The sequence below is a fragment of the Salinispora sp. CH2A1_6 genome (assembly GCF_056820975.1).
Genome location: NZ_JBXEDG010000001.1, coordinates 891,945 through 915,935, shown reverse-complemented (window position 1 = coordinate 915,935; position 23,991 = coordinate 891,945). Strand labels below are relative to the sequence as shown.

Here is a 23,991-nt window from a genome sequence, read left to right as displayed (position 1 = left end):
CCTCATCCCTTCGGTCATTTTCGTCGCTACGAAAATGTGGCTTACCACCCTGAAAACGGGCGCCGGTGCTTCCCGGGGCGCTCAGCCGGTGGGCGCGACACCCGGCGCGGGCGCGGATGTCGGCGGGATCTCCGGCGTGGTCGGTGCGGTCTCCGCTGGGGCCTCCGGTGTGGTGACCGACGGCGCCTCCGGTGTCGTTGGTGCGGTATCCGGCACGGTTGGCGGGACCGCCGAGTCTGGTTGGACCGTTCCGGGTGGAGCGGGGAGGGCCGGCGGGGACGCGTCAGCTGTGGGCCGCGGCCCGAACGGGGCCGCCTCCGGGCAGTACGGGTAGCCACGCAGCAGCGAGTTGGCGCCAGCGATCTCATCCCGGCTGATCACGTCCCGCACGTCAGCGCATTCCGGATAGCCGAGTCGGATGGGATCGCCGTTCTGGTCGAACAGCCGCGCGTAGTCCACCAGCTGACCCTCGGTGTCATAGACGAAGACGTCGCGGATGTGGTCGTATCGGCTGTCGACCGAGATCGGAGCGTAGTAGTCACCCGCACCGCGCCGATCCTCCAGATAGACCAGCGCCGCCAGCCCGAAACCGACGAGCACCAGGTTACCGAGGACCAGCAGCCGTCCCGGCCAGATCTGCGACCCGCGGTCCCGCCGACCGAGCATGACCGAGGCGATGACCAGGGCCGCCAGGATCATCAGGCCAAGCGACAGGTGGCCGCCGAACCTGGGTAGTAGCCCAATTCCGCCGTTGAGACCGGTAGTGAGCACGGCCAGCAGCATCGCCGCGAGATAGCCGCGCAGCACCCACCAGCCCGGGGCGAGTAGGTCCAGGAAAGCGCGCACCGTCGGATACCCGAGGGGTGGGCCGAGTTGCCGGTCGAGGGTGTTCAGCCGGGCACGGAACCGGTCAACAAAGGCGGTCAGCCCTCCGGTCGCCGACCGGCGACCGACTCCGACCCCCGCAGCGATCCGCAGCTCAACGGCGTACGCCTCCGGCTCACCGAGCCGTTCCACCAGCGTTCCGTCGGACTCGGCGGCCACCACGGCGAGGTGCGCTGGCAGATCCTCGGTCAGTTCGTCGCGGATCGCCGGCGGCAGGTCGGTCAGGGCGCCTCGAACCCGGGCGACGTAGTCGGCTATCTCCTGCTCAGTGACGGTCATGCCGCCCTCCCCCGATCGTCGAGCAGCGTGTCCATGGTGCTGGCGAATGAGCGCCAGCGCTTGCCGGAGCGCGCGACCTGGTCGCGGCCGGCGGCGTTCAGCGAGTAGTACTTGCGGTGTGGCCCGGATTCGCTGGGCACCACGTATGTGGTGAGCAGCCCCGCCGCGAAGAGACGCCGCAACGTGCCGTAGACCGAGGCGTCGCCCACCTCGGTCAGGCCGGCGTCGCGTAGTCGACGCAGGATGTCGTAGCCGTAGCCGTCCTCTTCCCGAAGCACCGCGAGGACAGCCAGGTCCAGCACGCCCTTCAAGAGCTGTGTGGTGTCCATACAAAGAACAGTACTATTTAATACGCAGTAGCGTCAACCGGCTAGGCGAGCCCACTCCAGGGCAGGCGAGCCGGAGCAGGAAACTTCGCGTGATAGATGGCGGCGGAAGCCTCCCGACTCCACTCCGGCATTCCTTCGGGCACATCCGCCGGATCGACGACCACCTCGACGAAGGTCAACCGCTCCGGACGCTCGTCGATATCGGACAGGATCTCGGCCAGCTCAGCCTCGGTGCCGGCCGTGCGCGCCACAAAGGCGTCCTCCGCCGCAAACACCGCCAGCAGCTTGGGATACCGCCAGTTGGGTATCTCGGCATAGCCCTGGGACTCTTCTCCCACCGCCCTTTCGAGCGCCCGCTCCGTAGCGTAACCGCGATTATTGATCATAAAGACGATCGACGATTGGCCAAACTGGAACATCTGACCAAGCTCCTGCGGGGACATTTGCATGCCACCATCACCGGTTATCGACACCACCCGCCGGCCCAGTCCGGCGACTCCGGCACCGAAAGCCGCCGGTATCACGTAGCCAGCCGAACTCCAGATTGGTGCCGACAGAGCGGATGCCCCAGTCGGCAGCCGCATCATTTCCAGGCCGAAAAAGGAGGTCCCGACCTCCGCGACCACAATATCCCCCGGGCGCAGCAGAGCCTCGATCGCCGGCCAGAGCCGTTCGTGAGTGATCGGCGTCGTACTCGCGCTGTCCAGTGCGGACGAGTTCGTCGACTGGGCCACCCCGCTCGGCCAGTCGCGCGTACGACGGACAGCCAGCTGGTGCAACCGGCCCAGCGCCGCAGCCATGGAAATCGGGCCGAAACGGGTACCGGCGACCGATGCGGCATCGGGCCCCAGATTGATGATCCGATCCGGATCCAGTTCCGCGGTGAACAGGCCATTCCAGTCGATGAACGTGGTTCCCAGACAGAGCACGACGTCGGCGCCTTCGACCACCTCCCGGACCGCGTCCCGACTCTCCAGGCCGGAGTAGACCCCGACGTAGCGGGAGTCGGCCTCGTCGAACAGGCCTCGACCGAGCGCCTGCGCGACGACGGGCCAGTTGCACTCGCTCGCGAACGCGGCGACAGCCGGCCCCAGGCCCAACCGGATAGGCACGTTCCCCACCAGCAATACCGGCAGCTGGGCGCCAGCAAGCCGGCGCTGCGCAGCGGCCGTAAACGCGTCCAGTTGCGCCAGGTTGGTGACCGGCTCCGGGCGCCGGAAGGGTTGCGTAGGTCGCGGGACCGAAGCCACCGCCACATCCCCCGGAATTCGGATGTACACGGGACGCTGCTGCGACCAACACTCGCCCAGCACCCGATCGATCTCCCGCAGCGCGTGCTCCGCGGTCAACGACGTCTGGGCGACCGTAACCTCGCACGCCATCCGAGCCCAATGGTCGAAATCACCATCCACGAAAGAGTGATGAACCGAGGTGCGCCGCCGCATGATCTCAGTCGAAGGGCCACCGACGATCGAAACGATGGGTACAGACTCCGCCATCGCGCCGGCCAGGGCGTTGAGCGCCGACAGCTCACCCGGACCATATTGGGTAGTAATTGCCCCCACACCAGCAATCCGCGCATAACCGTCCGCAGTGTAGCCGGCGTTGAGTTCGTTGGAACTGCCAATCCACTCGATACCGTCGAAGGACATGACCTGATCGGTGAATTCCATGGCATAGTCGCCCGGCACGCCGAATATGTGCCGCACACCAAGGTCATGCAGGCGACCGAGTAGTAGTTCGCCGACGGTGACCGTCTCCCCCTTCCCGTCCACACATGCTCCCCTCACCCCGAAAGGCTGATCATGAAACAGGTTCAGCCTATCCAAACCACCCGAAAAATGGGCAGGTTTGGCCATATCACGACGAGAATGGGTCGATGTCGCCCCTACCGCAAGCTGAAAGCGATGCCGTCCAGAATGTCGTGCTCGGAGGCGACCACGAGGTCCTTGCCCGAACGCTCCATAATCACGCGAAGCACCAGGGCACCCGCCGCGATCACGTCGGCCCGACCCGGATGCATCACCGGAATCGCCAGCCGCTGCGCCCGGGTCGCCACCAGCAGATCAGCAGTCACCTCCGCCACCGCCCGATACGACACCCGGGCGTGGTGGATACGCTGCGGGTCGTACCCGGTCAGCCCTTCGGCGATCGCGACCACCGTGGTGACGGAGCCAGCAAGCCCGATCAGCGTGGCAGCCTCCCGACCAGGTACCGCATCGAGCGCCCGGTCCACGGCAGCCACGATGTCCGCCTCGGCCGCCCTGATCTCGGCGGGGTCCGGCGGGTCACCCGCCAGGTGCCGCTCGGTCATCCGGACACAACCAATGTCCACCGAGATCGCGGCGTCCACACCGCCGCTGCCGGTGCCCACGACGAACTCCGTCGAACCGCCGCCGATGTCGACCACCAGGTACGGCTCCCGGGTCGAGTCGGGCAGCCCACAAACTGCCCCGGTGAACGAGAGCCGCGCCTCCTCCTCCCCGGTCACCACCTCCGGGGCGACCCCCAGCGTCCGCTCCACCATGTCCCGGAAGTCGGCGGCGTTCTCCGCGTCCCGGGAGGCCGACGTGGCACACATCCGCACCCGGTCGACGCCCAACTTCTCGATCTCGGCGGCGTACTCCGCCAGCGCCACCCGGGTCCGCGCGATCGCTTCCGGGGCCAACCGGCCGGTACGGTCGACGCCCTGGCCCAGCCGAACAGTCTCCAACCGGCGGCTCAGCTCGACCAACGGCGCGCCCGCTCCAGCACCCGGATCTGGCAGATCGGCGACCAACAGGCGAATCGAGTTGGTCCCGCAGTCGATGGCGGCCACACGCGTTGTCACGCCCGCAACCCTACGGCAGGCCGGACGGCCCCCGCTCAGAGCCGCAGCAGCATTCGGGTGTTGCCGAGCGTGTTCGGCTTGACCCGCTCCAGGTCGAGAAACTCCGCGACACCCTCGTCGTACGAACGCAGCAGCTGTTCGTAGACCGGGTGCGGGACCGGCGCCCCGTCGATCTCGGTGAACCCGAACTGACCGAAGAAGCGAGTCTCGAAGGTGAGCACGAAGATTCGCGCCACGCCCAACTCCCGGGCAGTGTCAATCAGGTCGCCCACGATGCGGTGCCCGATCCTGCCGCCCCGACAGGTCGGGTCAACCGCCACCGTGCGGATCTCCGCCAGGTCCTCCCACATGACGTGTAGGGCGCCACAGCCGACCACATCCCCAGCAGGTGTCACCGCGACGCGGAACTCCTGCACGTGCTCGTACAGGGTCACCGTCGCCTTGCTGAGTAGCCGCCTTCCGTCGGTGTACGTGTCGATCAGCCGACGGATCCCCCGAACGTCCGCCGTCCGGGCGCGACGGAGCACGATCCCGCCGGTAGCGGTCATCTCACCCGTCCGCCGGCGCGGCCACGCATGGTCCCCCCGCCCACCACGGCTCGATCAGCCGCAACACCTCGTCCCCGAACGGGTTGACACCGGGACCGGCTGCGAGCGCATGCCCGAGGTGCACGTGCAGGCACTTGACCCGATCCGGCATCCCACCGGCGGAGATTCCGGCGATCTCCGGCACCTGACCGATTGCCTCCCGGCGCCGAAGGTAGTCCTCGTGCGCGGCACGATAGCGCGCGGCGAGCTCCGGATCCGCCGCGAGCCGGTCGGCCATCTCCTTCATCAGCCCGGCGGACTCCAGCCGGCTACAGGCCGCCGTCGCCCGCGGACAGGTCAGGTAGAAGAGCGTCGGGAAGGGCGTACCGTCGGCGAGCCGCGGTGTCGTCTCCAGCACATCGGGCATGCCGCACGGGCAGCGGTGGGCCACTGCCCGGGTGTCCCGGGGCGGACGGCCGAGCTGTCCCGCCACCGCGGCCAGGTCGGCTGGGGTAGCCGGCTCGCGTCGCGGCGGGGGTACGGAGCAGGCCGCCGGCTCCTGCGGTGGTACGACTGTCACGGTGTCCTTCCTGATTCGGTGGCGGCACTCACTCGCCGGGCTATTCCTGATCCGCGGCCGTCACGCTCGACCACAGTGTGTCGTACCACCGGTCAGCCCCGGCCAAGCCGTCCTGACCGGCGAGCTGATCCGCCGCCTCGGCCTCCGCCGGCGGTTTGGGGAGCACAATCAACATCTGCTCGCCCTCGCGGCCCATGAAGAAGCGCTCCCGGGCCTTGGCCTCGATGTACTTCTGGTCCTGCCACTTCGCGGCCTCGGCGGCAAGCCTCTCGATCTCCGCCCGCTGCGCCGCCTGGGCGGCCTCCATCCGGGCGATGTCCGTCCGCTGGTCAAGGTAGACCCGGACCGGATAGGTGTAGCCGAGAGCGAGGGCGACCAGCACCGCGACCAGCACGGTCGCCCGCCCGGTGCCCCACCGGGGGCGGGGTGCGGAGAGTCGCTTCACCGCACCCCCGGGCGCCGATCGCCGAGCGGCGGGCCGGTTCGCCGAACGGGCCCCGTCGGCGCCCCGGACCGCGCCCGGGGAGCGGCTGGTGGTCGCCCGCGACTCGCCGCGGACGCCGCCCGCACGGACCGGCCGGGCACCGCCCGACCGACCGGCCTGACCTGGCCGGCGGGCCGGACGCTGTCCGGCCGGCGTGCGGCGCTGCTGCATCCTCTGGCCCCTCCCCCGAGTGTGCGCGTCCGTCAGGCAGAACGGTAACGCGGGAACGCGCCCGTCCCGGCGTACCGCGCGGCGTCAGCCAGCTCCTCCTCGATCCGCAGCAGCTGGTTGTACTTCGCGACCCGGTCCGAGCGGGCCGGTGCACCGGTCTTGATCTGGCCGCAGCCGGTGGCGACCGCGAGGTCGGCGATGGTCGTGTCCTCGGTCTCGCCGGAGCGATGGCTCATCATGCACCGGAAGCCGGCCCGGTGGGCCAGGTCCACCGCGTCCAGGGTCTCGGTGAGCGAACCGATCTGGTTGACCTTCACCAGGACCGAGTTGGCGGCGTTCTCGGCGATACCGCGGGCGATCCGCTCCGGGTTCGTGACGAACAGGTCATCGCCGACGATCTGAATCCGGTCTCCGACGGAGGCGGTCAGGGTACGCCAACCGGACCAGTCATCCTCGGCCAGCGGGTCCTCGATCGACACGATCGGGTACGCGTCGGCGAGCTTGGTGTAGTAGCTGCTCATCTCCTCCGCGGTCTTCGCGGCACCCTCGAAGGTGTAGGTGTCGTTCTCGAAGAACTCGGTCGCGGCCACGTCGAGGGCGAAGACGATGTCGGTGCCGAGCCGGTAACCCGCCTTCTCGACCGCCTCCGAGATCAGATCCAGCGCGGCGGCGTTGGTCGGTAGGTTTGGCGCGAAACCACCCTCGTCGCCGAGGCCGGTGGCGAGACCCTTCTTCTTCAGTACCGACTTCAGCGCGTGGTAGACCTCGGTGCCGGAACGCAGGGCCTCCCGGAACGTCGGTGCACCGATCGGCGCGATCATGAACTCCTGGATGTCGACGTTGGAGTCCGCGTGCGCCCCACCGTTGAGGATGTTCATCATCGGAACCGGCAGCAGGTGCGCGTTCGGGCCGCCGAGGTAACGGAAGAGGCTCAACTCGGCGGCGCCGGCGGCAGCCTTCGCCACCGCCAGGGAGACGCCCAGGATCGCGTTGGCGCCGAGCTGGCTCTTGTTGTCCGTACCGTCGATGTCGAGCATCTTCTGGTCGATCAGCCGCTGCTCGCTGGCCTCGTACCCGATCAACTCGTCAACGATCTTGTCTTCGATGTTCGAGACCGCCTGAGCAACGCCCTTGCCGAGGTAGCGGTCCTTCACACCGTCGCGCAGCTCGATCGCTTCGAAGGCACCGGTGGAGGCGCCCGAGGGCACCGCAGCGCGGGCGATCGTGCCGTCGTCGAGCCCCACTTCGACCTCGACCGTCGGGTTGCCCCGTGAGTCGAGAATTTCCCGGGCGACGATTCCCTCGATGGTTGCCACTGAGTCGCTCCTCGTGTGTGTGCCGATCGTTGATGGCCGCGACGGTGCGGCGAGGAAGGTATTGCACGCAGCGTATCGGGCGGCGATAGAACGCAACGCGGCACCCGGCGGTTGAATCTCCGGCCGCACCGTCGAGTGCCGACCCGTTCCTTCGAACGGCACGCCCGACATTCCCGTATTCTCCGATGTCAACCGGCGTCGGGGTTTGCGCGCGCTCGATCCGATCGGCGAGGCCAGTCATCATGTCCGCCATCTCGCCCCCGCTCCGCCTGCTCACCGCCACCGCCATCGCGTCGCTCACCGTCACCGGTCGCCCAAGCCTCGACGCAGCCGGTCAGACCATCAGCCACACCGGTCCGCTCGAGCTGCTGGCGGAGACCGACGTGGTGGACCGTCCCACAAGCCCGTCCCACCTATGCCCAATTTATGGCATTTACTCACGTTCCGTCCCGCCGCCAAAGCTGGCGGGACGGACCTCAGCTACCGGTGCTGCCGGCCCGTTCCACCCGGCGGACGAGCTCGGCGTAGGCGAGGGCGGCGCGGCGCAGGGCCGCCTCCGGATCCAGCCCGGAGGCACGGGCGGCGGCCACCGCAGCCAGTAGGTCGGCGCCGAGCCGAGCCTCCGGGTCAAGCGGCGACTGCGCCGGCGGGGGCGAGACGGCGAGCCGCACCCGGGCGACCCGATCAATGATCTTGGCGGCCAGGGCGAGGGCGGGCTGGCTCAGGGCGATGCCGTCCAGCACCGAGTCACGCGCCTTCTCCGCCCGCTTGATCCGCTCCCAGTTCTCCTCGATCTCGGCGAGGGTGCCGGCCTGACCCTCGGCGAAGACGTGCGGATTGCGCCGCACCATCTTGTCGACCAGGCCACCGGCCACGTCATCCACGCTCCACCGCTCGCCCTCGGGCAACTCCTCGGCGAGCCGGGCATGCAGCACCACCTGGAGAAGCACGTCCCCAAGCTCCTCGCGGAGCGCGTCGGTGTCGCCGGCGCTGATCGCGTCGTACGCCTCGTAGCACTCTTCCAACAGGAAGCCGGCAAGGCTGCGATGGGTCTGCGCCCGCTTCCACGGGTCACCCCCGGGCGAGGCGAGCCGGTCCAGCACCGCCACCGCGTCGAGCAGCCGCGCTCCGGGCGGATCCCATGATCCGTACAGCAGCTCCAACTCGGCGAGCCCCGGCTCCCGGGCCAGGCGCAGGCCCAGCTCCCGGGCGAGCGACTCGTCGCCCGCTGGGCCGGCGAGCCAGACCGCACCACCGTGGGCGGCGGCAGCCTCCAGTAACGCCGGGGTGGCCGGGCCAGCAACGACGGCCACCTCGGCTCCCGCGGCGCGAACCGCCGCCGTCAACTCGCTCTCCGCCGCGGCCAGCACGGGACTCTGGCGTACGACGTCCCACGCGGCCGCGGTGAGCAGCCCAGCCGGCAGCCGCGGCGAGGTGACGAGCAGTGTGATCCGTGCCGCCATGCTCAGGCCGGTCGGTCCGCCCCGGCCGGCGGCAGCGGCTCCGGGCTGGAGACGTCGGTAACCGCGTCCGAACCGGACTCACCCAGGGGCACGCTCACCGCCGCGACCTCGGAAGAGAAGTTAAGGATCGGAAACTCCAGCGGCCGATAGCGGGGATTGACCGTAACGTCGTACTCCCCGGCAGCCTCGGCAAGTGCCCGGCGACTCGCCAGCGCGTTGCGCAGCTGGGGGCCGTCGAGCTGACCGGCGACCACGGCATCCGGAGTATCCGGAGGAATCACTCCGGCCGCACGCCCAGCGGCGATCACCTCCGCGAGCTCCTGCTCGGTCGGGGCGACCGAATCGCCCACCGGCAGTCCGGAGAGGCAGGTGTAGAGATCGGCCAGCTGCCGCACATACCCCGACTCCGAGGGGAGACCAAGCTGGCCGGCGACCTGAGCCGGCTCCGTCCGCCCCTGCGGCTGGTAGCCCCGGTCAGCGGAGACCTGGTCACACACCGTGCCGAGCACCAGCTCGCGGACGACCTGAGACCGGGGCGGCGGCTGCGGAGCCGGCCCACCAAGCTCGGGCGCCTCCGTCGTGGCGGTGGCCCGCAGCTCGTCAAGGAGCTCGTCCACGGTGTCCTCGGTGATCTGCTGGTCACCCACGTACGCGGCCACCCCCGGCTCGGTGCGACATCCGGTGAGGGCGACGAGGCCGACCACCAGGCTGGCGGCGGCGACAAGACGGCGAGCACGCATGCAGGCAACTCTCTCACGCCAGCGGCGTAGGACCGGACACCCCCCGACGCCCCGCGTCCGCCGGCTGGGGTCGCGCCACCTCACCGCCCGCCGCGCGCTGTTGCGTCGGCGGCACCGGCCAGCTCCCGGGGCGGGCCGAGCACGTCGGCGAGGAGTTGCCCACACCACTCCAGCAACGCCTGGTCACGCAGAGGCTCGCCGCCGACCCGCCGGGTACTCGGCCGAGGCACACTGACCTGTTCCAGCGCCTGCTTGTAGACCGCGTCCGGGTGATAGCGCTTGAGTCGCAGCTGCTTCGAGTCCGGTAGCGGCAACGGGCCGAACCGTAGGTTGCGACCCTGCATGCTGACGTCGGTGAGCCCGTACTGGCGGGCGAGCAGCCGGAACCGGGCCACCGCCACCAGGTTCTGCACCGGGGCGGGCGGCTCGCCATAGCGGTCGGTCAGCTCGGCGACCACCGCGCCCAGCCGTTCCTCGTCCCGGGCCTCGGCGAGCTTGCGGTACATCTCCAGGCGCAGCCGCTCCACCCCGACGTAGTCGTGCGGCAGATGGGCATCCACCGGCAGATCGACCTTGATCTCCGGTTCCTCCTCCGGGCGTTCTCCCTTGAAGGCCTGCACCGCCTCTCCGACCATCCGCACGTACAGGTCGAAACCGACGCCCTCGATGTGACCGGACTGCTCGCCGCCGAGCAGGTTGCCGGCGCCCCGGATCTCCAGATCCTTCATCGCCACGTACATGCCGGCACCCAGCTCGGTGTGCTGCGCGATGGTCGCCAACCGCTCGTGGGCATGCTCGGTGAGGGGCTTGTCCGACGGATACAGGAAGTACGCGTACGCCCGCTCCCGGCCCCGGCCGACCCGGCCCCGGATCTGGTGCAGCTGGGCCAGACCGAGCAGGTCGGCCCGCTCGACGATCAGGGTGTTGGCGTTCGGGATGTCGATGCCGGACTCGACGATCGTGGTGCAGACCAGGACGTCGAACTCCTTCTCCCAGAAGCCGACCATGACCCGCTCCAGGGCCTCCTCACCCAGCTGGCCATGCGCCACCGCGACCCGCGCCTCGGGCACCAACTCCCGCAGCCGCCGCGCCGCCCGCTCGATCGACTCCACCCGGTTGTGCAGGTAGAAGACCTGGCCATCCCGGAGCAGCTCACGGTGGATGGCGGCGGCCACCTGCCGCTCGTCGTACGCCCCGACCGCGGTGAGCACCGGGTGCCGCTCCTCGGGCGGGGTGGCGATGGTGGACATCTCCCGAATGCCGGTGATCGCCATCTCCAGGGTTCGGGGGATCGGGGTGGCCGACATGCTCAGCACGTCAACCGAGGCCCGCACCGACTTGAGCTGCTCCTTGTGCTCGACGCCGAAGCGCTGCTCCTCGTCCACGATGACCAACCCCAGGGAGCGGAAGCGGGCAGACGCCTGAAGCAGCCGGTGGGTACCGATGACAATGTCGGCGCTGCCGGCCGCGGCCATCTCCAGGGTCTGCTCGGCTTCCTTCGGCGTCTGGAACCGGGACAGCTGGCGGATCGTGGCCGGGAACTGACTCATCCGCTCGGCGAAGGTGTTGTAGTGCTGCTGCACCAGCAGGGTGGTGGGTACCAGCACCGCCACCTGCCGACCGTCCTGGATCGCCTTGAACGCCGCCCGGACGGCGATCTCGGTCTTGCCATAGCCGACATCGCCGCAGATCAGCCGGTCCATCGGAACGGTCTGCTCCATGTCCCGCTTGACTTCTTCGATCGCCGCAAGCTGGTCCGGTGTCTCCTGCCAGGGGAAGGCGTCCTCCAGCTCCCGCTGCCACGGGGTGTCCGGGCCGAACGAGTGCCCCTTGGACGCCTTGCGGGCGGCGTAGAGCTGGATGAGCTGCGCGGCGATCTCCCGGACCGCCTTGCGGGCCCGGGCCTTCGACTTCTGCCAGTCCGAGCCGCCCATCTTGTGCAGGGCCGGCTGCTCGCCGCCGACGTACCGGGAGAGCTGGTCGAGCTGGTCGGTGGGGACGAAGAGCCGATCGCCCGGCTGGCCGCGCTTACTCGGGGCGTACTCGATAACCAGGTACTCCCGGCTGGCCCCGTTGACGGTGCGCTGCACCAACTCGACGTAGCGGCCGATGCCGTGCTGCTCGTGCACCACGTGATCACCGGCCCGCAGCTCCAGGGGATCGATGGTGTTACGCCGCCGGCTCGGCAGCTTGCGCATGTCCCGCGTTGACGCGCCCCGGCCGCCGGTGACGTCGTCCCCGGTGAGCAGCACGAAACGGGATTCCTCAGCGACGAAACCACCGGTCAGCGACCCACAGCTGACCAGTACCTGGCCGGGCGCCGGCGCCGAGGTCACCTCGTCCACCAGGCGGGCGCCGAGCCCGGCATCGTGCAGCACCTCGACAGCCCGTTGGGCGGGGCCGTGCCCCTCGAAAACCAGCGCGATCGACCAGCCCGCTCCGGCCCAACGCCTCAGTTCCTCCACCACCCGCGCCGTCTCGCCGTGGTAGAGCGGCGCGGGCTGGGCCGCGACCGTCACCGCGATCGCGTCGTCCGGGGTGATGTCGACCTCGTTCGGCTCGTCCTCCCACGGCTGACGGGCGGGGGCCGGCTCGGCCAGCCCGAACGGGGAGATCGTCCACCACGGCTGACCCAGCGCACCGGCCCGCGCGCGGACTTCGGCGAGCGTCCGGAAGGCGGCGGCGCCGAGGTCGATCGGGGCGGCGCCGCCCACGGCGGCCGCGGCCCAGCTGGCCTGGAGGAACTCCGCTGAGGTACGCACCAGGTCGTGCGCCCGGGTACGAATCCGTTCCGGGTCGCAGAGCAGCACGTGGGTCCCAATGGACATGGTGTCGAGCAGCAGTTCCATCGAGTCGGCCCCGATCAACAGCGGAGCGAGCGACTCCATCCCCTCGACCGGAATGCCCTCGGCGAGCCGGTCGAGGATCTCCGCCAGCTCCGGGTGCTCCGCGGCCAGTGCGGCGGCCCGCTTCCGGACGTCCGGGGTGAGCAGCAATTCCCGGCAGGGCGGGGCCCAGAGCTGGTCGACCAGCTCAATGGTGCGCTGGTCGGCCACCGCGAAGGTGCGGATCTCCTCCACCTCGTCGCCCCAGAACTCAACCCGGGCCGGGTGCTCGTCGGTGGGCGGGAAGACATCGAGAATGCCGCCGCGCACCGCGAACTCACCGCGTTTGGTGACCAGGTCGACCCGGGCGTACGCCATGTCGGTGAGCCGGCGCGCCACCTCCTCGAGGTCCGCTTCGTCGCCGGCGGACAGTCGCACCGGCTCCAGCTCACCCAGCCCCTTGAGCTGGGGTTGCAACAGAGATCGGACGGGAGCGACGACCACCCGCAGCGGGCCGCTGCGCCCCTGCGCGTCGGTCGCCTCGGGGTGGGCGAGACGGCGGAGTACCGCCAGCCGGCGGCCCACGGTGTCGGAGCGCGGCGAGAGCCGCTCGTGCGGCAACGTCTCCCAGGACGGAAAGACCGCCACCTGGTCGGCGGGGATCAGGCTGCCCAGCGCGGCGGCGAGGTCGTCCGCCTCCCGGGTGGTCGCGGTGACCGCCAGCACCGGGCGCCCCGCACCCCCCACCGGCTCGTCGGCCGCCACGGCGGCGACCGCGAACGGACGCAGCGCCGGCGGTGCGGTCAGGTCGAGCCCGTCGACCTGGGCTGCGCCGGAACGCGCCAGGTCCCGAGCCCGAGCCAGGGCCGGGTCGGCGAGGGCGGCGGCGAAGAGTCCGGTGAGCATGTGATCACTTCCACGACGACGGCACGACGAGCGCCCCTCGTCCAGCCGGACGGGGGGTTGACTCGTCGACCCTATCTCTCCGGGGGTGGGTCAACGGGCCCGTGACGTGGATCCCCGGGGCTGGGTGGGCGCGACTCGCCAAGGTTTAGCAAGGACCCCGTGGGCTCCGCCCGGTCCCCGCGGTTACGATCCTGGGAGTCGGACAGCGCTGTCCTTCGTACTCACGTAAGGAGCGCTTCGTGACCGACCAACACGACCACGACGGCCCCGACGCCGCACTGCGCGCCGACATCCGCCGCCTCGGCACCCTGCTCGGCCAGACCCTGGCCCGTCAGGAGGGGCGGCCCCTGCTCGACCTCGTCGAGGAGATCCGTGCCCAGGTTCGCACCGACGCCCCGGCTGCCGCGCAGCGGCTCGCCGGGTTGGATGTCGCCACCGGCACCCGGCTGGCCCGCGCCTTTTCCACCTACTTTCACCTGGCCAACATCACCGAACAGGTCCATCGCGCCCGGGATCTGCGGCGCCGTCGGGCCGTGCAGGGCGGCTGGCTGGACCAGACCGCCAAGATGATCGCCGAGCGTGGCGTTCCCGCCGAGGAGATCGCGGCGGCGGCGCGGCGACTGGCCATCCGCCCGGTCTTCACCGCCCACCCCACCGAGGCCGCCCGCCGTTCGATCCTGTCCAAGCTGCGCGCGATCGCCGACGAGTTGGACACCGAGACCACCAACGCGGTCCTCTACGGCGCCAGCGACGAGGGCCCGGCCAACCGCCGCCTCGCCGAACTACTCGACCTGATGTGGCAGACCGACGAGCTGCGGCTCGACCGGCCGGACCCGACCGACGAGGCGCGCAACGCCATCTACTACCTACGCGACCTCTACGCCGAGGCGGCACCCCAGGTGCTCGACGACCTGGCCGACACGCTCCGCACCCTCGGGGTGGAGACCGCACCCACCGCCCGGCCCCTCACCTTCGGCACCTGGATCGGGGGGGACCGGGACGGAAACCCGTTCGTCACCCCCACGGTGACCCGGGAGGTCCTGGTCATCGCACACGAGCACGGCCTCGCCGCCACCGAAAAGGCCATGGACCAACTGATCAACGAGGTCTCCGTCTCCCGGCGGTTGCGCGGGGTCTCGCTGGACCTCTCCGCGAGCCTCGCCGCCGACCTGGACGCGCTGCCCGAGGTGGCGCCCCGGTTCCGTCGGGTGAACGCCGAGGAGCCGTACCGGCTCAAGGCCCGGTGCGTGAAGTCGAAGCTCGCCAACACCCGGCAGCGGCTACGCCAGGACACGGCGCACCTGCCGGGACGGGACTACCGCGGCTCGGGTGAGCTGATCGCCGACCTGGAGCTGCTGCGCGCCTCGCTGGCCCGAAACTCCGGCCAGCTCACCGCCGTGGGCCGGCTCGCCTCGACCATCCGTACGGTCTCCGCCTTCGGCCTGCACCTCGCCACCATGGACGTCCGCGAGCACGCGGAGAAGCACCACGAGGTGTTGACCCAGCTCTTCGCAGCGGTGGGCGAGGTGTCCGACTACCCGGCGCTGAGCCGGCTGGAGCGCACCAAGCTCCTCGCCGACGAGCTGGCCGGCCGTCGACCCCTGTCTACGCTCGACACTCCGCTGACCGAGTCGGCCCGCCGGACCTTCGATGTCTTCGGCACCATCCGGGAGGCCCAGGACCGGTTCGGGACCGAGGTGATCGAGTCGTACATCATCTCGATGACCCTCGGTGTGGACGATGTCCTCGCCGCCGTGGTGTTGGCCCGCGAGGCGGGGCTGGTGGACGTGCACAGCAGCCGGGCCCGGATCGGCTTCGTACCGCTGTTGGAGACCCCCGCCGAGTTGAACGCCGGCGGCGACCTGCTGGACGAGTTGCTCTCGCTACCCGCCTACCGGGCCCTGGTCACCGCCCGCGGCGACGTGCAGGAAGTGATGCTCGGCTACTCCGACTCCAACAAGGAGGCCGGCATCACCACCAGTCAGTGGTCCATCCACCGGGCGCAGCGCGCCCTGCGGGACGTGGCCGCCCGGCACGGCGTGCAGCTGCGGCTCTTCCACGGCCGGGGCGGCACCGTCGGCCGAGGTGGTGGGCCGACGCACGACGCGATCCTGGCCCAGCCGTACGGGACCCTCGACGGCGAGATCAAGGTGACCGAGCAGGGCGAGGTGATCTCCGACAAGTACAGCCTGCCGGCGCTGGCCCGGGAGAACCTGGAGCTGACCGTGGCCGCGGTGCTCCAGTCGACGCTGCTGCACACCGCACCCCGGCAGCCGGCCGAGATGCTGGAACGCTGGGACGCGACAATGGACGTGGTCAGCGCGGCGGCCTACCGCTCCTACCGGGACCTGGTCGAGGACCCGGACCTGCCGGCGTACTTCTGGGCGTCCACCCCGACCGAGCTGCTCGGCGCGTTGAACATCGGCTCCCGACCGGCGAAGCGACCGAACACCGGTGCCGGGCTCACCGGGCTGCGGGCCATCCCGTGGGTGTTCGGCTGGACCCAGACCCGACAGATCGTCCCCGGCTGGTTCGGCGTCGGCTCCGGGCTGGCGGCGGCCCGCGCCGCCGGCCACGGGGACGTGCTCGCCGAGATGCACCGCAGTTGGCACTTCTTCCGGACGTTCCTGTCGAACGTGGAGATGATGCTGACCAAGACCGACCTGACCATCGCCCGGCGGTACGTGGAGACGCTGGTGCCGAAGAAGCTGCACCCGATCTTCCACAAGATCGAGCAGGAGTACGAGCTGACCCGGCGGGAGGTGCTCGCCGTGACCGTCTCCCCGGAGCTGTTGGAGAACGCGCCGGTGCTCCAGCGCACGCTGGCGGTACGGGACACCTACCTGGAACCGCTGCACCACCTCCAGGTGGCGTTGCTGCGGCAGTACCGGGATTCCGGCGCACCAGGCCGGGCGGTGGTGACGGCACCGGGCAGTCGTCGGGCGCCCAGCGACGGCACCGCTTTGGAACGCGCCCTGCTCACCACGGTCAACGGTATCGCCGCCGGCATGCGCAACACCGGCTGAGCACCGTGGACGGGCCGCCTCGCCGGCCCACGGCGGAGGCGGGGCGGCATCACCTTCGATCCACCCGGCACCGGTCGGTCGTACCCGTTTGGGATGCTCGGCGACATGGAGTTTCCGACGCTGGCCGTGGTGCTCGGCTGCCTCGCGGCGGGCGGCGCGGTGGGGTGGTACGCCGCCCGGGCCCGATCCGTCACCGAGCTGGCCCGGTTGGAGGCCACGCTCGCCGCCGCGCAGGCGGGCGAGGGTCGCCTGGAGCAGTCCCTACGGACGCTGGGCTACGAGGCGACCGCGCAGTCCCAGGAGGCGGTGGCCCGCGCGGTGGCCCCCCTGCACGACACGCTCCACCGCTACGAGCAGCGGGTCGCCGAGTTGGAGCGGGACCGGGTTGACGCCTACGCCGAGCTGCGCGAGCAGGTGCGCGCCATGAGCACGGTCTCTGGTGAGCTGCGCACCGAGACCAAACAGCTCGTCGCGGCGCTGCGGGCGCCGCAGGTCCGGGGGCGGTGGGGCGAGCACCAACTGCGCCGCATCGTCGAGGCGGCCGGCATGCTGGAGCACTGCGACTTCGCCGAGCAGGTAACAGCCGCGACCGATCAGCAGACGGTCCGCCCCGACCTGGTGGTTCGCCTGCACGGGGGGCGGTCGGTGGTGGTGGACGCGAAGGCGCCGCTCGAGGCGTACCTGACCGCGATGGAGGCCCGCGACGAACGGGGACGCGACGCCCACCTGGACGCGCACGCGAAACATCTGCGGGCCCACGTCGACGCGCTGGCCGCGAAGGCGTACTGGACCGCATTCGACCCGGCACCGGAGTTCGTGGTCCTCTTCGTGCCGGCCGACCCGTTCCTCGACGTCGCCCTACAGCGCGACCCGACCCTGCTGGAGCACGCCTTCACCCGCAACGTGGTGCTGGCGACCCCGGCCACCCTCGTCGCACTGCTGCGTACGGTCGCCTACGCGTGGCGGCAGGCGGCGCTGGCCAGCAACGCGGTGGCGGTGCACTCGCTCGCCCGGGAACTACACGGCCGACTCGCCACGCTCGGCGAGCATGTGGGCCGGCTGGGGTCCGCGCTCGGTGGGGCGGTAACGGCGTACAACCGGGCGGTCGGTTCGCTGGAGTCACGGGTACTGGTCAGCGCCCGCAAGCTCGCCGAGCTGGGCGTCTCCGACGAGGAGCTGGCCCCGCCGGCGCAGGTGGAGCTCGCCCCCCGGCAACCGCAGGCACCGGAGCTCACCGACGATGTTCCAGAGTGGACCCAGTTTCACGCGAAAGTGGATGGAAATCGCGCCGATTCGGTGTGACAGCGGCAAACCCACAGGTCACGAGATGGTCACAAGGCCTCTGTCAGTCGTGACAACCGACATCGATAGCCGAAGGATTTCGCTCACGCGTGCCCTGGAACTGAGGGCCCTGTTCTCCGGAGGAGAGAACGTGAGCAAACCCCGAAAGCTGAGCCGGCGCACCTCCGCCGGACTCTTCGCCTCGGTCATGGCCGCCAGCGCCGTGACCGTCGCAGGCGGCGCCGCCACCGCGAGCGCCGCACCCGACACGCCATCCACCCCCGTGGAGGTGCTGGGTTCGCACGACGCCAAACTCCTGGCCGAGGCGGAAGCGACGAAGGCCGAGACCGTCACCCTGATCGTCGCGACCGAGCAGGACGAGGCGAAAGAGGTCGCTGCCGACCTGACCGAGCTCGGTGCGGCCGTCACGGACACATACGACACCATCGACTACGTCCTGGCCACCGTCCCGACCAGCAAGGTGATCAAGGCCGCCACCCTGCCCGGGGTCGCCGCGGTCGACCTGGACGAGACGATCCAGCTCGCCGACCCGCGGCCGATGACCCGCGGCCAGCGGGCGGCGAAGCAGGGCAGCACGCTCAGCGGTCCCGGTGATGACACCCGCGCGGACAACCCCTACCTGCCGGCCGGCGAGACCGGCGCCGTCACGTTCGTTGACCAGAATCCCGAGTGGGACGGCCGGGGAATCACCATCGGCATCATGGACTCCGGCGTGGACCTGGACCACCCGGCGCTCCAGCACACCACCACGGGCGACCGAAAGATCGTCGACTGGGTCACCGCGACGCACCCGTTCGAGGATGCCACCTGGCGCCCGATGATCACCGAGGTCACCGGCCCATCGTTCGAGTCGGCCGGTGGGACCTGGACGGCACCGGCGGGCAGCTACCACTTCAACGTCTTCCGGGAGGAGATCACCGCGGGCAGCGAGGTGGACGGTGACGTCAACCGCGACGGCGACACCACCGACGAGTGGGGCGTGCTCTACGACCCCGCCACGAACGACATCCTGATCGACGTTGACCTCGACGGAGACTTCACCGACGAGACCGTCATGCGTCCCTACCGGGAGAAGTTCGACATCGGGCACTTCGGCACGGACAACCCGGCAACCACCGTCCGCGAGCAGCTGCCCTTCGTGGTCGAGTTCCGGGAGGACGTCGACACCACCCCCGTCGGCGGCCCCGGCCTGGTCGACTACGTCAACATCGGCATCGTCTCGGACGCCCACGGCAGTCACGTCGCCGGCATCACCGCCGCCAACGACATGTTCGGCAACGAGGTGTTCGACGGAGCCGCACCCGGCGCCCAGATCGTCTCGTCCCGCGCCTGCTCCTGGGGCGGTGGCTGCACCTACTCGGCGCTCACCAGCGGCATGGCCGACCTGGTCATCAACCGGGGTGTCGACGTGGTCAACATGTCGATCGGTGGTCTGCCGGCGCTCAACGACGGCGACAACGCCCGCGCCGAGCTGTACAACAACCTCATCACCACCTACGGCGTCCAGCTCGTCATCTCCGCCGGCAACTCCGGTCCCGGTCTGAACACCATCGGCGACCCGTCAGTCGCCCAGCACGTCGTCAGCGTCGCGGCCAGCGTCAGCAAGGACACCTGGCTGGCCAACTACGGCTCGGTGGTGCGCACCAAGAACGCGCTGTTCAACTTCTCGTCCCGGGGCCCACGCGAAGACGGCGGCAGCAAGCCGAACGTCGCCGCACCCGGCGCGGCGATCTCCACCATCCCGCTCTGGCAGGCGGGCAGCCCGGTCCCCGAGGCCGGCTACTCGCTGCCGCCGGGCTACGGGATGTTCAACGGCACCTCGATGGCCTCTCCCCAGGCCGCCGGCGCCACCGCGCTGCTGCTCTCGGCCGCCCGGGCGACCGACCGCGGGGTCACCCCGCAGATGCTGCGCCGCGCGCTGTACAGCTCGGCGAAGCCGATCAAGGACGTGCCCACGTACGGCCAGGGCTACGGCATGGTGGACGTGTCCGGCGCGTGGAAGCTGCTGCGCAAGGGTGTGCAGACCCGCTCGTACACCTCGGTGGCGCCGGTCTGCACCGTCCTCTCCGACCAGCTGGGGACGCCGGACCGCGGTACCGGCGTCTACAACCGGTGCGCCGCTGGCGAGGGGGGTCACCGGATCGACCAGAAGAAGACCTACCGGGTCAAGATCACCCGTACCAGCGGGCCGACCGGCACCGTCAAGCACGACATCGCGCTGCGCGGCAATGACGGCACCTTCCAGGCACCGAAGTCCGTCAAGCTGCCACTGAACCGGACCGTGACCGTCCCCGTCGTCGCTCGACCGGACGCGGGCGCGCACGGCGCGATCATGACGGTGGATGACCCGGCGACCAACACGATCGACTTCGAGGTCTCCCTCGTGGTCGTGGCCAGTAACGACACCCGCAAGCCGGACTTCGCCTTCGCGGCCGAAGGCTCGGTTGACCGGAACGGCTTCGAGTCCTACTTCGTTACCGTTCCGCCCGGTACCGAGGCCCTCCAGCTGAACCTCGGCGGCATCGCCACCGGCTCGCAGACCCGGTTCATCGCGTTCAACCCGTACGGCGTACCGACGGAGAGCACCTCCAGCCGGCTCTGCTTCACCAACTACTCCGACCCCGACCTCTGCAACCCGCAGGAGCGGGACTACCAGAACCCGCTCCCCGGTGTCTGGCAGATCGAGGTGGAGTCGCGTCGCACCTCGCCGTCGCTGAACAACCCGTACCAGCTGACGGCGCGGATCCAGGGTGTGGCGTTCGAGCCGGCCGTGGTCGAGCTACCGGCGGTTGACGCCGGTACGCCGACCCCGGTCGAGTGGAGCGTGACCAACACCTACGGCCCGGTCACCGTCACCGGTCAGGGTGGACCGCTCGCCAGCGTCCACACTGACCGCCCGACCATCACCGAGGGCGCCGCGCAGGAGTTCCTCGTGGAGGTGCCGGCCGACGCGACCGAGTTCGCGGCCCGGATCGGTAACCCGGCAAACGCCGGAGCCGACCTGGACCTGTACGTCTACCGGGGCACCGAGCTGCTCGGCTCCTCCGCAGACGGGGACTCGGAGGAGGCGGTAACGCTGTCGGAGCCGGCCGCGGGCACCTACCGGATCGTGGTCGAGGGGTACGCGGTGGACGGCCTCGGTGGCAGCACCGCGTACGACTACCGGGACTCCTTCTCCGCCCCGGCGCTCGGCAGCCTGTCGGCACCGTCCACCCCACTCGCCCTGGGACACGGCGACACCGACGCCTTCAGCGGCACGGTGACCGCCCTGGCGGGCCCGGCCGCTGGCCGGGAACTGCAGGGTGAGCTGACCGTGGTGACGGCGGAGGACGCGGTCGTCGGCCGCAGCGCCGTCGCCATCGGCTCGGTGAACTGACCCGTACGCAACACAAGCAGGAGCCCGTCCCCGGTTACCGGGGGCGGGCTCCGGCGGTTGCGCGGGCGGGGTCAGCCCTGCCGGGACGCCGTCTCCACCAGGAAGGGGATGCCCTGCTGGCAGATGGTCACCAGGTCCGGCTGGATCTTCCCGGTCACCACCACCGACGCGCCCGGGGTCAGTACCGCAGGGGGCCCACCGACCAGCAGATAGCCATCCAGCAGCAGACATCCGGACTCCACCCCGGCCTGCACGGTGCCGGTCAGGGTGGCGGCGCCGACCGGCGGCGGCTTACTCGGTCCCGCCGGCTCCTTGGGCGTACGCGTCGGCACGGAGGCCGGCGTTGACCTCGGGGTGGTGGGGGCGGCCAGGGTGGAGGACTCGGGGTCGGCGGCCGTTGGTTCCGGATCGGTGGGGGTCGGCACGGGCGTCGCTCCCATCTCGGTCGGGGGGTCTTCACCCGCACCCTGGCCGCTGCCGCAGGCACTGAGCGCCAGGCAGACGGCCAACGCCGGGGTGGCGAGCCAAGGGCTTCTCATACAGTTTCGGACGCTCCGGCCCGTCGATTCGTTCCCGCCACGCCGCTGCCGCCACGCGGCCCGGGCCCGTCCGGTCGAAGCGGGACCCCACCGCTCAACCGCGGGCCGCCGCGGCCCGCATGTCCCGCTTCAGCTCCTGCGGCAGCGAGAAGGTCAGCCGCTCGTCCGCGGTCAGCACCTCCTCGACGTCGGTGAAGCCCCGCGCCGCGAGGTGCGCGAGAACCTCCTGGACGAGCTCCTCGGGGACGCTGGCCCCCGAGGTCAGGCCGACTGTGCGGGCGCCCTCGAGCCATGCGTCGTCGATCTCACGGGCGAAGTCGACGAGGTGGCCGGCGCGCGCACCCGCGTCCAGGGCCACCTCGACCAGCCGTACCGAGTTCGACGAATTCGTGGAGCCGACCACGATCATGACATCGCAGTCCGACGCGATCTGCTTGACCACGTGCTGCCGGTTGCTGGTGGCGTAGCAGATGTCGTCGCTCGGCGGCGACTGGAGCAGCGGCAGCCGCTTCTTCAGCCGGGCCACCGTCTCCAGCGTCTCGTCCACCGACAGGGTGGTCTGGGACAGCCACACCACCTTGTTCGGATCCCGGACGGTGACCCGCTCGGCGTCCTGGGGACCATCGACGAGCTGGATGTGCTCGGGCGCCTCGCCGGCGGTGCCGATGACCTCCTCGTGCCCCTCGTGGCCGATCAGCAGGATGTCGTAGTCCTCAGCGGCGAACCGCCTCGCCTCCTGGTGCACCTTGGTGACCAGCGGACAGGTTGCGTCGATCGCCTTCAGCGAGCGGCTCCGCGCCTGCTCGTGGACCTCGGGGGCGACGCCGTGCGCGGAGAAGACCACGGTCGCGCCCTCCGGCACCTCCTCGTTCTCCTCCACGAAGATCGCGCCCTTGCCCTCCAGGGTCCGCACCACGTGCCGGTTGTGCACGATCTGCTTGCGGACATAGATCGGCGCGCCATAGAGCTTGAGCGCCTCCTCGACGGTCTGCACCGCCCGGTCGACGCCCGCGCAGTAACCGCGCGGCTTCGCCAGGATCACACGCTTACCGGTCCGGGTCGCTTCAGCCTCACTCACCCGCCCATCGTACGTGCCGACCCACCACCCGCCAGCGGCTGCAACCCGCCGGGACGGTCCGTAGGGTGAGCGGGTGAGTTCGGATGGCGGGGTTACCCGCAGCACGCCCGAGGAGCCATGGCCGGTCCGGGTGGTCAGCCAGAAGATCAGCGCCTGGATCGCCCGGCTGGGCTGGGTGTGGGTGGACGGGCAGGTCGCGCAGGTCAGTCGCCGGCCCGGCGCGAGCACGGTGTTTCTTACCCTCCGGGACCCGTCAGCCGACCTCAGCCTGACCGTGACCACCAACCGCGACGTGCTCGACTCCGGCGCACCGCAGCTTCGCGAGGGCGCTCGGGTGGTGCTGCACGCCAAGCCCGACTTCTATGCCGCCCGGGGCACGTTGAGCCTGCGCGCCGACGAAATCCGGCAGGTGGGGCTGGGCGAGTTACTGGCCCGGCTGGAGAAGCTGAAGAAGCTGCTCGCCGCCGAGGGACTCTTCGACCCCCGGCGCAAACGACGCCCGCCCTTCCTCCCGCACCGAATCGGGCTGATCACCGGCCGGGCCAGCGCCGCCGAGCGGGACGTACGTACCAACGCTCACCGACGCTGGCCGGCAGTGGCGTTCCGAACGGTCAACGTGGCCGTGCAGGGGCCGTCGGCCGTGCCGCAGATCGTGGACGCACTGCGGGTGCTGGACGCCGATCCCACCATCGAGGTGATCGTGATCGCCCGGGGCGGCGGCAGCATCGAGGACCTGCTGCCCTTCTCCGATGAGGCGCTGTGCCGGGCGGTGTTCGCCGCCCGTACCCCGGTGGTCAGCGCCATCGGCCACGAGACCGACGCGCCGCTGCTCGACTACGTCGCAGACATCCGCGCCTCCACCCCGACCGACGCGGCCAAGCGAGTCGTCCCGGACCTCACCGAGGAGGTACGCCTGATCGGACAGGCCCGGTCCCGACTCCAACGTGCGGTGCGCAACCTGGTTGACCGCGAGGCGCACCGGCTGGAACTGCTGCGCTCCCGGCCGGTGCTGGCCCGGCCAGAGGTGATGATCGAGCAGCGGGCTACCGATGTCTCCGGGCTGCGGCACCGGGCCGACCGCTGTCTCGCCCACCGGCTGACCGCCGCCGAGGACGGCCTGCGGCACACCCGGGCCCGACTCCGGGCCCTCTCCCCGGCCGCCACCCTCGACCGGGGGTACGCGATCGTACGGCGCGCCGACGGCACCGTCGTCCGTGCGGTCTCTGAGGTCACCGGCGGAGACCCGGTGCGGGTCCGGCTCACCGACGGGGAGGTGACGGCGACCATCGACGCCGGAGAGCCCCACCCGGAGGCCCAACGGCGGTAGCGGTACGC

The 23,991-nt window shown here is 70.4% G+C and carries 17 protein-coding genes; 4 read left to right on the top strand and 13 right to left on the bottom strand.

Annotation, left to right across the window (positions count from 1 at the left end; all coding sequences use genetic code 11):
* Positions 1-81: 81 nt before the first annotated feature.
* The 11 genes from AC1UKG_RS04355 to mfd all read right to left on the bottom strand — a co-directional run bounded on the left by AC1UKG_RS04355 (position 82) and on the right by mfd (position 13,335).
* Positions 82-1,164 (bottom strand): DUF1700 domain-containing protein, encoded by a 1,083-nt coding sequence (locus AC1UKG_RS04355; protein WP_482641824.1) that lies wholly within the window; start codon positions 1,162-1,164, stop codon positions 82-84.
* Entirely contained in the window at positions 1,161-1,493 is a 333-nt protein-coding gene (locus AC1UKG_RS04350; protein ID WP_018729596.1) for a PadR family transcriptional regulator, read from the bottom strand. The genes AC1UKG_RS04355 and AC1UKG_RS04350 overlap by 4 nt, the downstream gene beginning before the upstream one ends.
* 41 nt (positions 1,494-1,534) lie before the next feature.
* A complete protein-coding gene (locus AC1UKG_RS04345; RefSeq protein WP_018742031.1) occupies positions 1,535-3,268 on the bottom strand; it encodes a thiamine pyrophosphate-binding protein in 1,734 nt (577 codons plus the stop codon).
* Positions 3,269-3,381: 113 nt separating this feature from the next.
* Positions 3,382-4,311, bottom strand: a complete 930-nt coding sequence (locus AC1UKG_RS04340) for a Ppx/GppA phosphatase family protein (RefSeq protein WP_029122730.1) — start codon at positions 4,309-4,311, stop codon at positions 3,382-3,384.
* Between the two features lie 47 nt (positions 4,312-4,358).
* On the bottom strand, positions 4,359-4,871 hold the full coding sequence (locus tag AC1UKG_RS04335) for an amino-acid N-acetyltransferase (protein ID WP_029122729.1): 513 nt from the start codon (positions 4,869-4,871) through the stop codon (positions 4,359-4,361).
* A 1-nt stretch (position 4,872) separates the two neighbouring features.
* On the bottom strand, positions 4,873-5,430 hold the full coding sequence (locus AC1UKG_RS04330) for a DUF501 domain-containing protein (protein ID WP_026271504.1): 558 nt from the start codon (positions 5,428-5,430) through the stop codon (positions 4,873-4,875).
* Positions 5,431-5,470: 40 nt separating this feature from the next.
* Positions 5,471-6,085 carry an FtsB family cell division protein gene (locus AC1UKG_RS04325; protein ID WP_482641825.1) on the bottom strand — a complete coding sequence of 205 codons (615 nt, stop codon included), beginning with the start codon at positions 6,083-6,085 and terminating at the stop codon, positions 5,471-5,473.
* A 32-nt stretch (positions 6,086-6,117) separates the two neighbouring features.
* Positions 6,118-7,401: a phosphopyruvate hydratase gene (gene eno / locus AC1UKG_RS04320; RefSeq protein WP_482641826.1), complete on the bottom strand. Its 1,284-nt coding sequence runs from the start codon at positions 7,399-7,401 to the stop codon at positions 6,118-6,120.
* A 476-nt stretch (positions 7,402-7,877) separates the two neighbouring features.
* A complete protein-coding gene (locus AC1UKG_RS04315) occupies positions 7,878-8,864 on the bottom strand; it encodes a nucleoside triphosphate pyrophosphohydrolase (protein WP_018814546.1) in 987 nt (328 codons plus the stop codon).
* A gap of 2 nt (positions 8,865-8,866) precedes the next feature.
* Positions 8,867-9,604, bottom strand: a complete 738-nt coding sequence (locus AC1UKG_RS04310) for a hypothetical protein (RefSeq protein WP_018742024.1) — start codon at positions 9,602-9,604, stop codon at positions 8,867-8,869.
* Positions 9,605-9,684: 80 nt separating this feature from the next.
* The gene (gene mfd, locus AC1UKG_RS04305) at positions 9,685-13,335 is read right to left on the bottom strand and encodes a transcription-repair coupling factor (protein ID WP_018742023.1); all 3,651 of its coding nucleotides are present in this window, start codon (positions 13,333-13,335) and stop codon (positions 9,685-9,687) included.
* Positions 13,336-13,574: 239 nt separating this feature from the next.
* On the opposite strand from mfd, the gene ppc reads away from it, so the two are divergent.
* The 3 genes from ppc to AC1UKG_RS04290 all read left to right on the top strand — a co-directional run bounded on the left by ppc (position 13,575) and on the right by AC1UKG_RS04290 (position 21,039).
* Positions 13,575-16,361, top strand: coding sequence for a phosphoenolpyruvate carboxylase (gene ppc, locus AC1UKG_RS04300; protein WP_018742022.1), 2,787 nt, complete (start codon positions 13,575-13,577; stop codon positions 16,359-16,361).
* 93 nt (positions 16,362-16,454) lie between these two features.
* Positions 16,455-17,663: a DNA recombination protein RmuC gene (rmuC, locus tag AC1UKG_RS04295; protein WP_482641827.1), complete on the top strand. Its 1,209-nt coding sequence runs from the start codon at positions 16,455-16,457 to the stop codon at positions 17,661-17,663.
* 130 nt (positions 17,664-17,793) lie between these two features.
* Complete coding sequence (locus AC1UKG_RS04290) at positions 17,794-21,039, top strand: S8 family serine peptidase (RefSeq protein ID WP_482641828.1); 3,246 nt, start codon at positions 17,794-17,796, stop codon at positions 21,037-21,039.
* Positions 21,040-21,110: 71 nt separating this feature from the next.
* Here AC1UKG_RS04290 and AC1UKG_RS04285 read toward each other — a convergent pair whose 3' ends face one another.
* The gene (locus tag AC1UKG_RS04285) at positions 21,111-21,578 is read right to left on the bottom strand and encodes a hypothetical protein (protein ID WP_029122724.1); all 468 of its coding nucleotides are present in this window, start codon (positions 21,576-21,578) and stop codon (positions 21,111-21,113) included.
* Between the two features lie 94 nt (positions 21,579-21,672).
* Positions 21,673-22,656, bottom strand: coding sequence for a 4-hydroxy-3-methylbut-2-enyl diphosphate reductase (locus tag AC1UKG_RS04280; protein ID WP_026271502.1), 984 nt, complete (start codon positions 22,654-22,656; stop codon positions 21,673-21,675).
* Between the two features lie 73 nt (positions 22,657-22,729).
* On the opposite strand from AC1UKG_RS04280, the gene xseA reads away from it, so the two are divergent.
* Positions 22,730-23,983, top strand: a complete 1,254-nt coding sequence (xseA, locus tag AC1UKG_RS04275) for an exodeoxyribonuclease VII large subunit (protein WP_080641866.1) — start codon at positions 22,730-22,732, stop codon at positions 23,981-23,983.
* Positions 23,984-23,991: the final 8 nt, after the last annotated feature.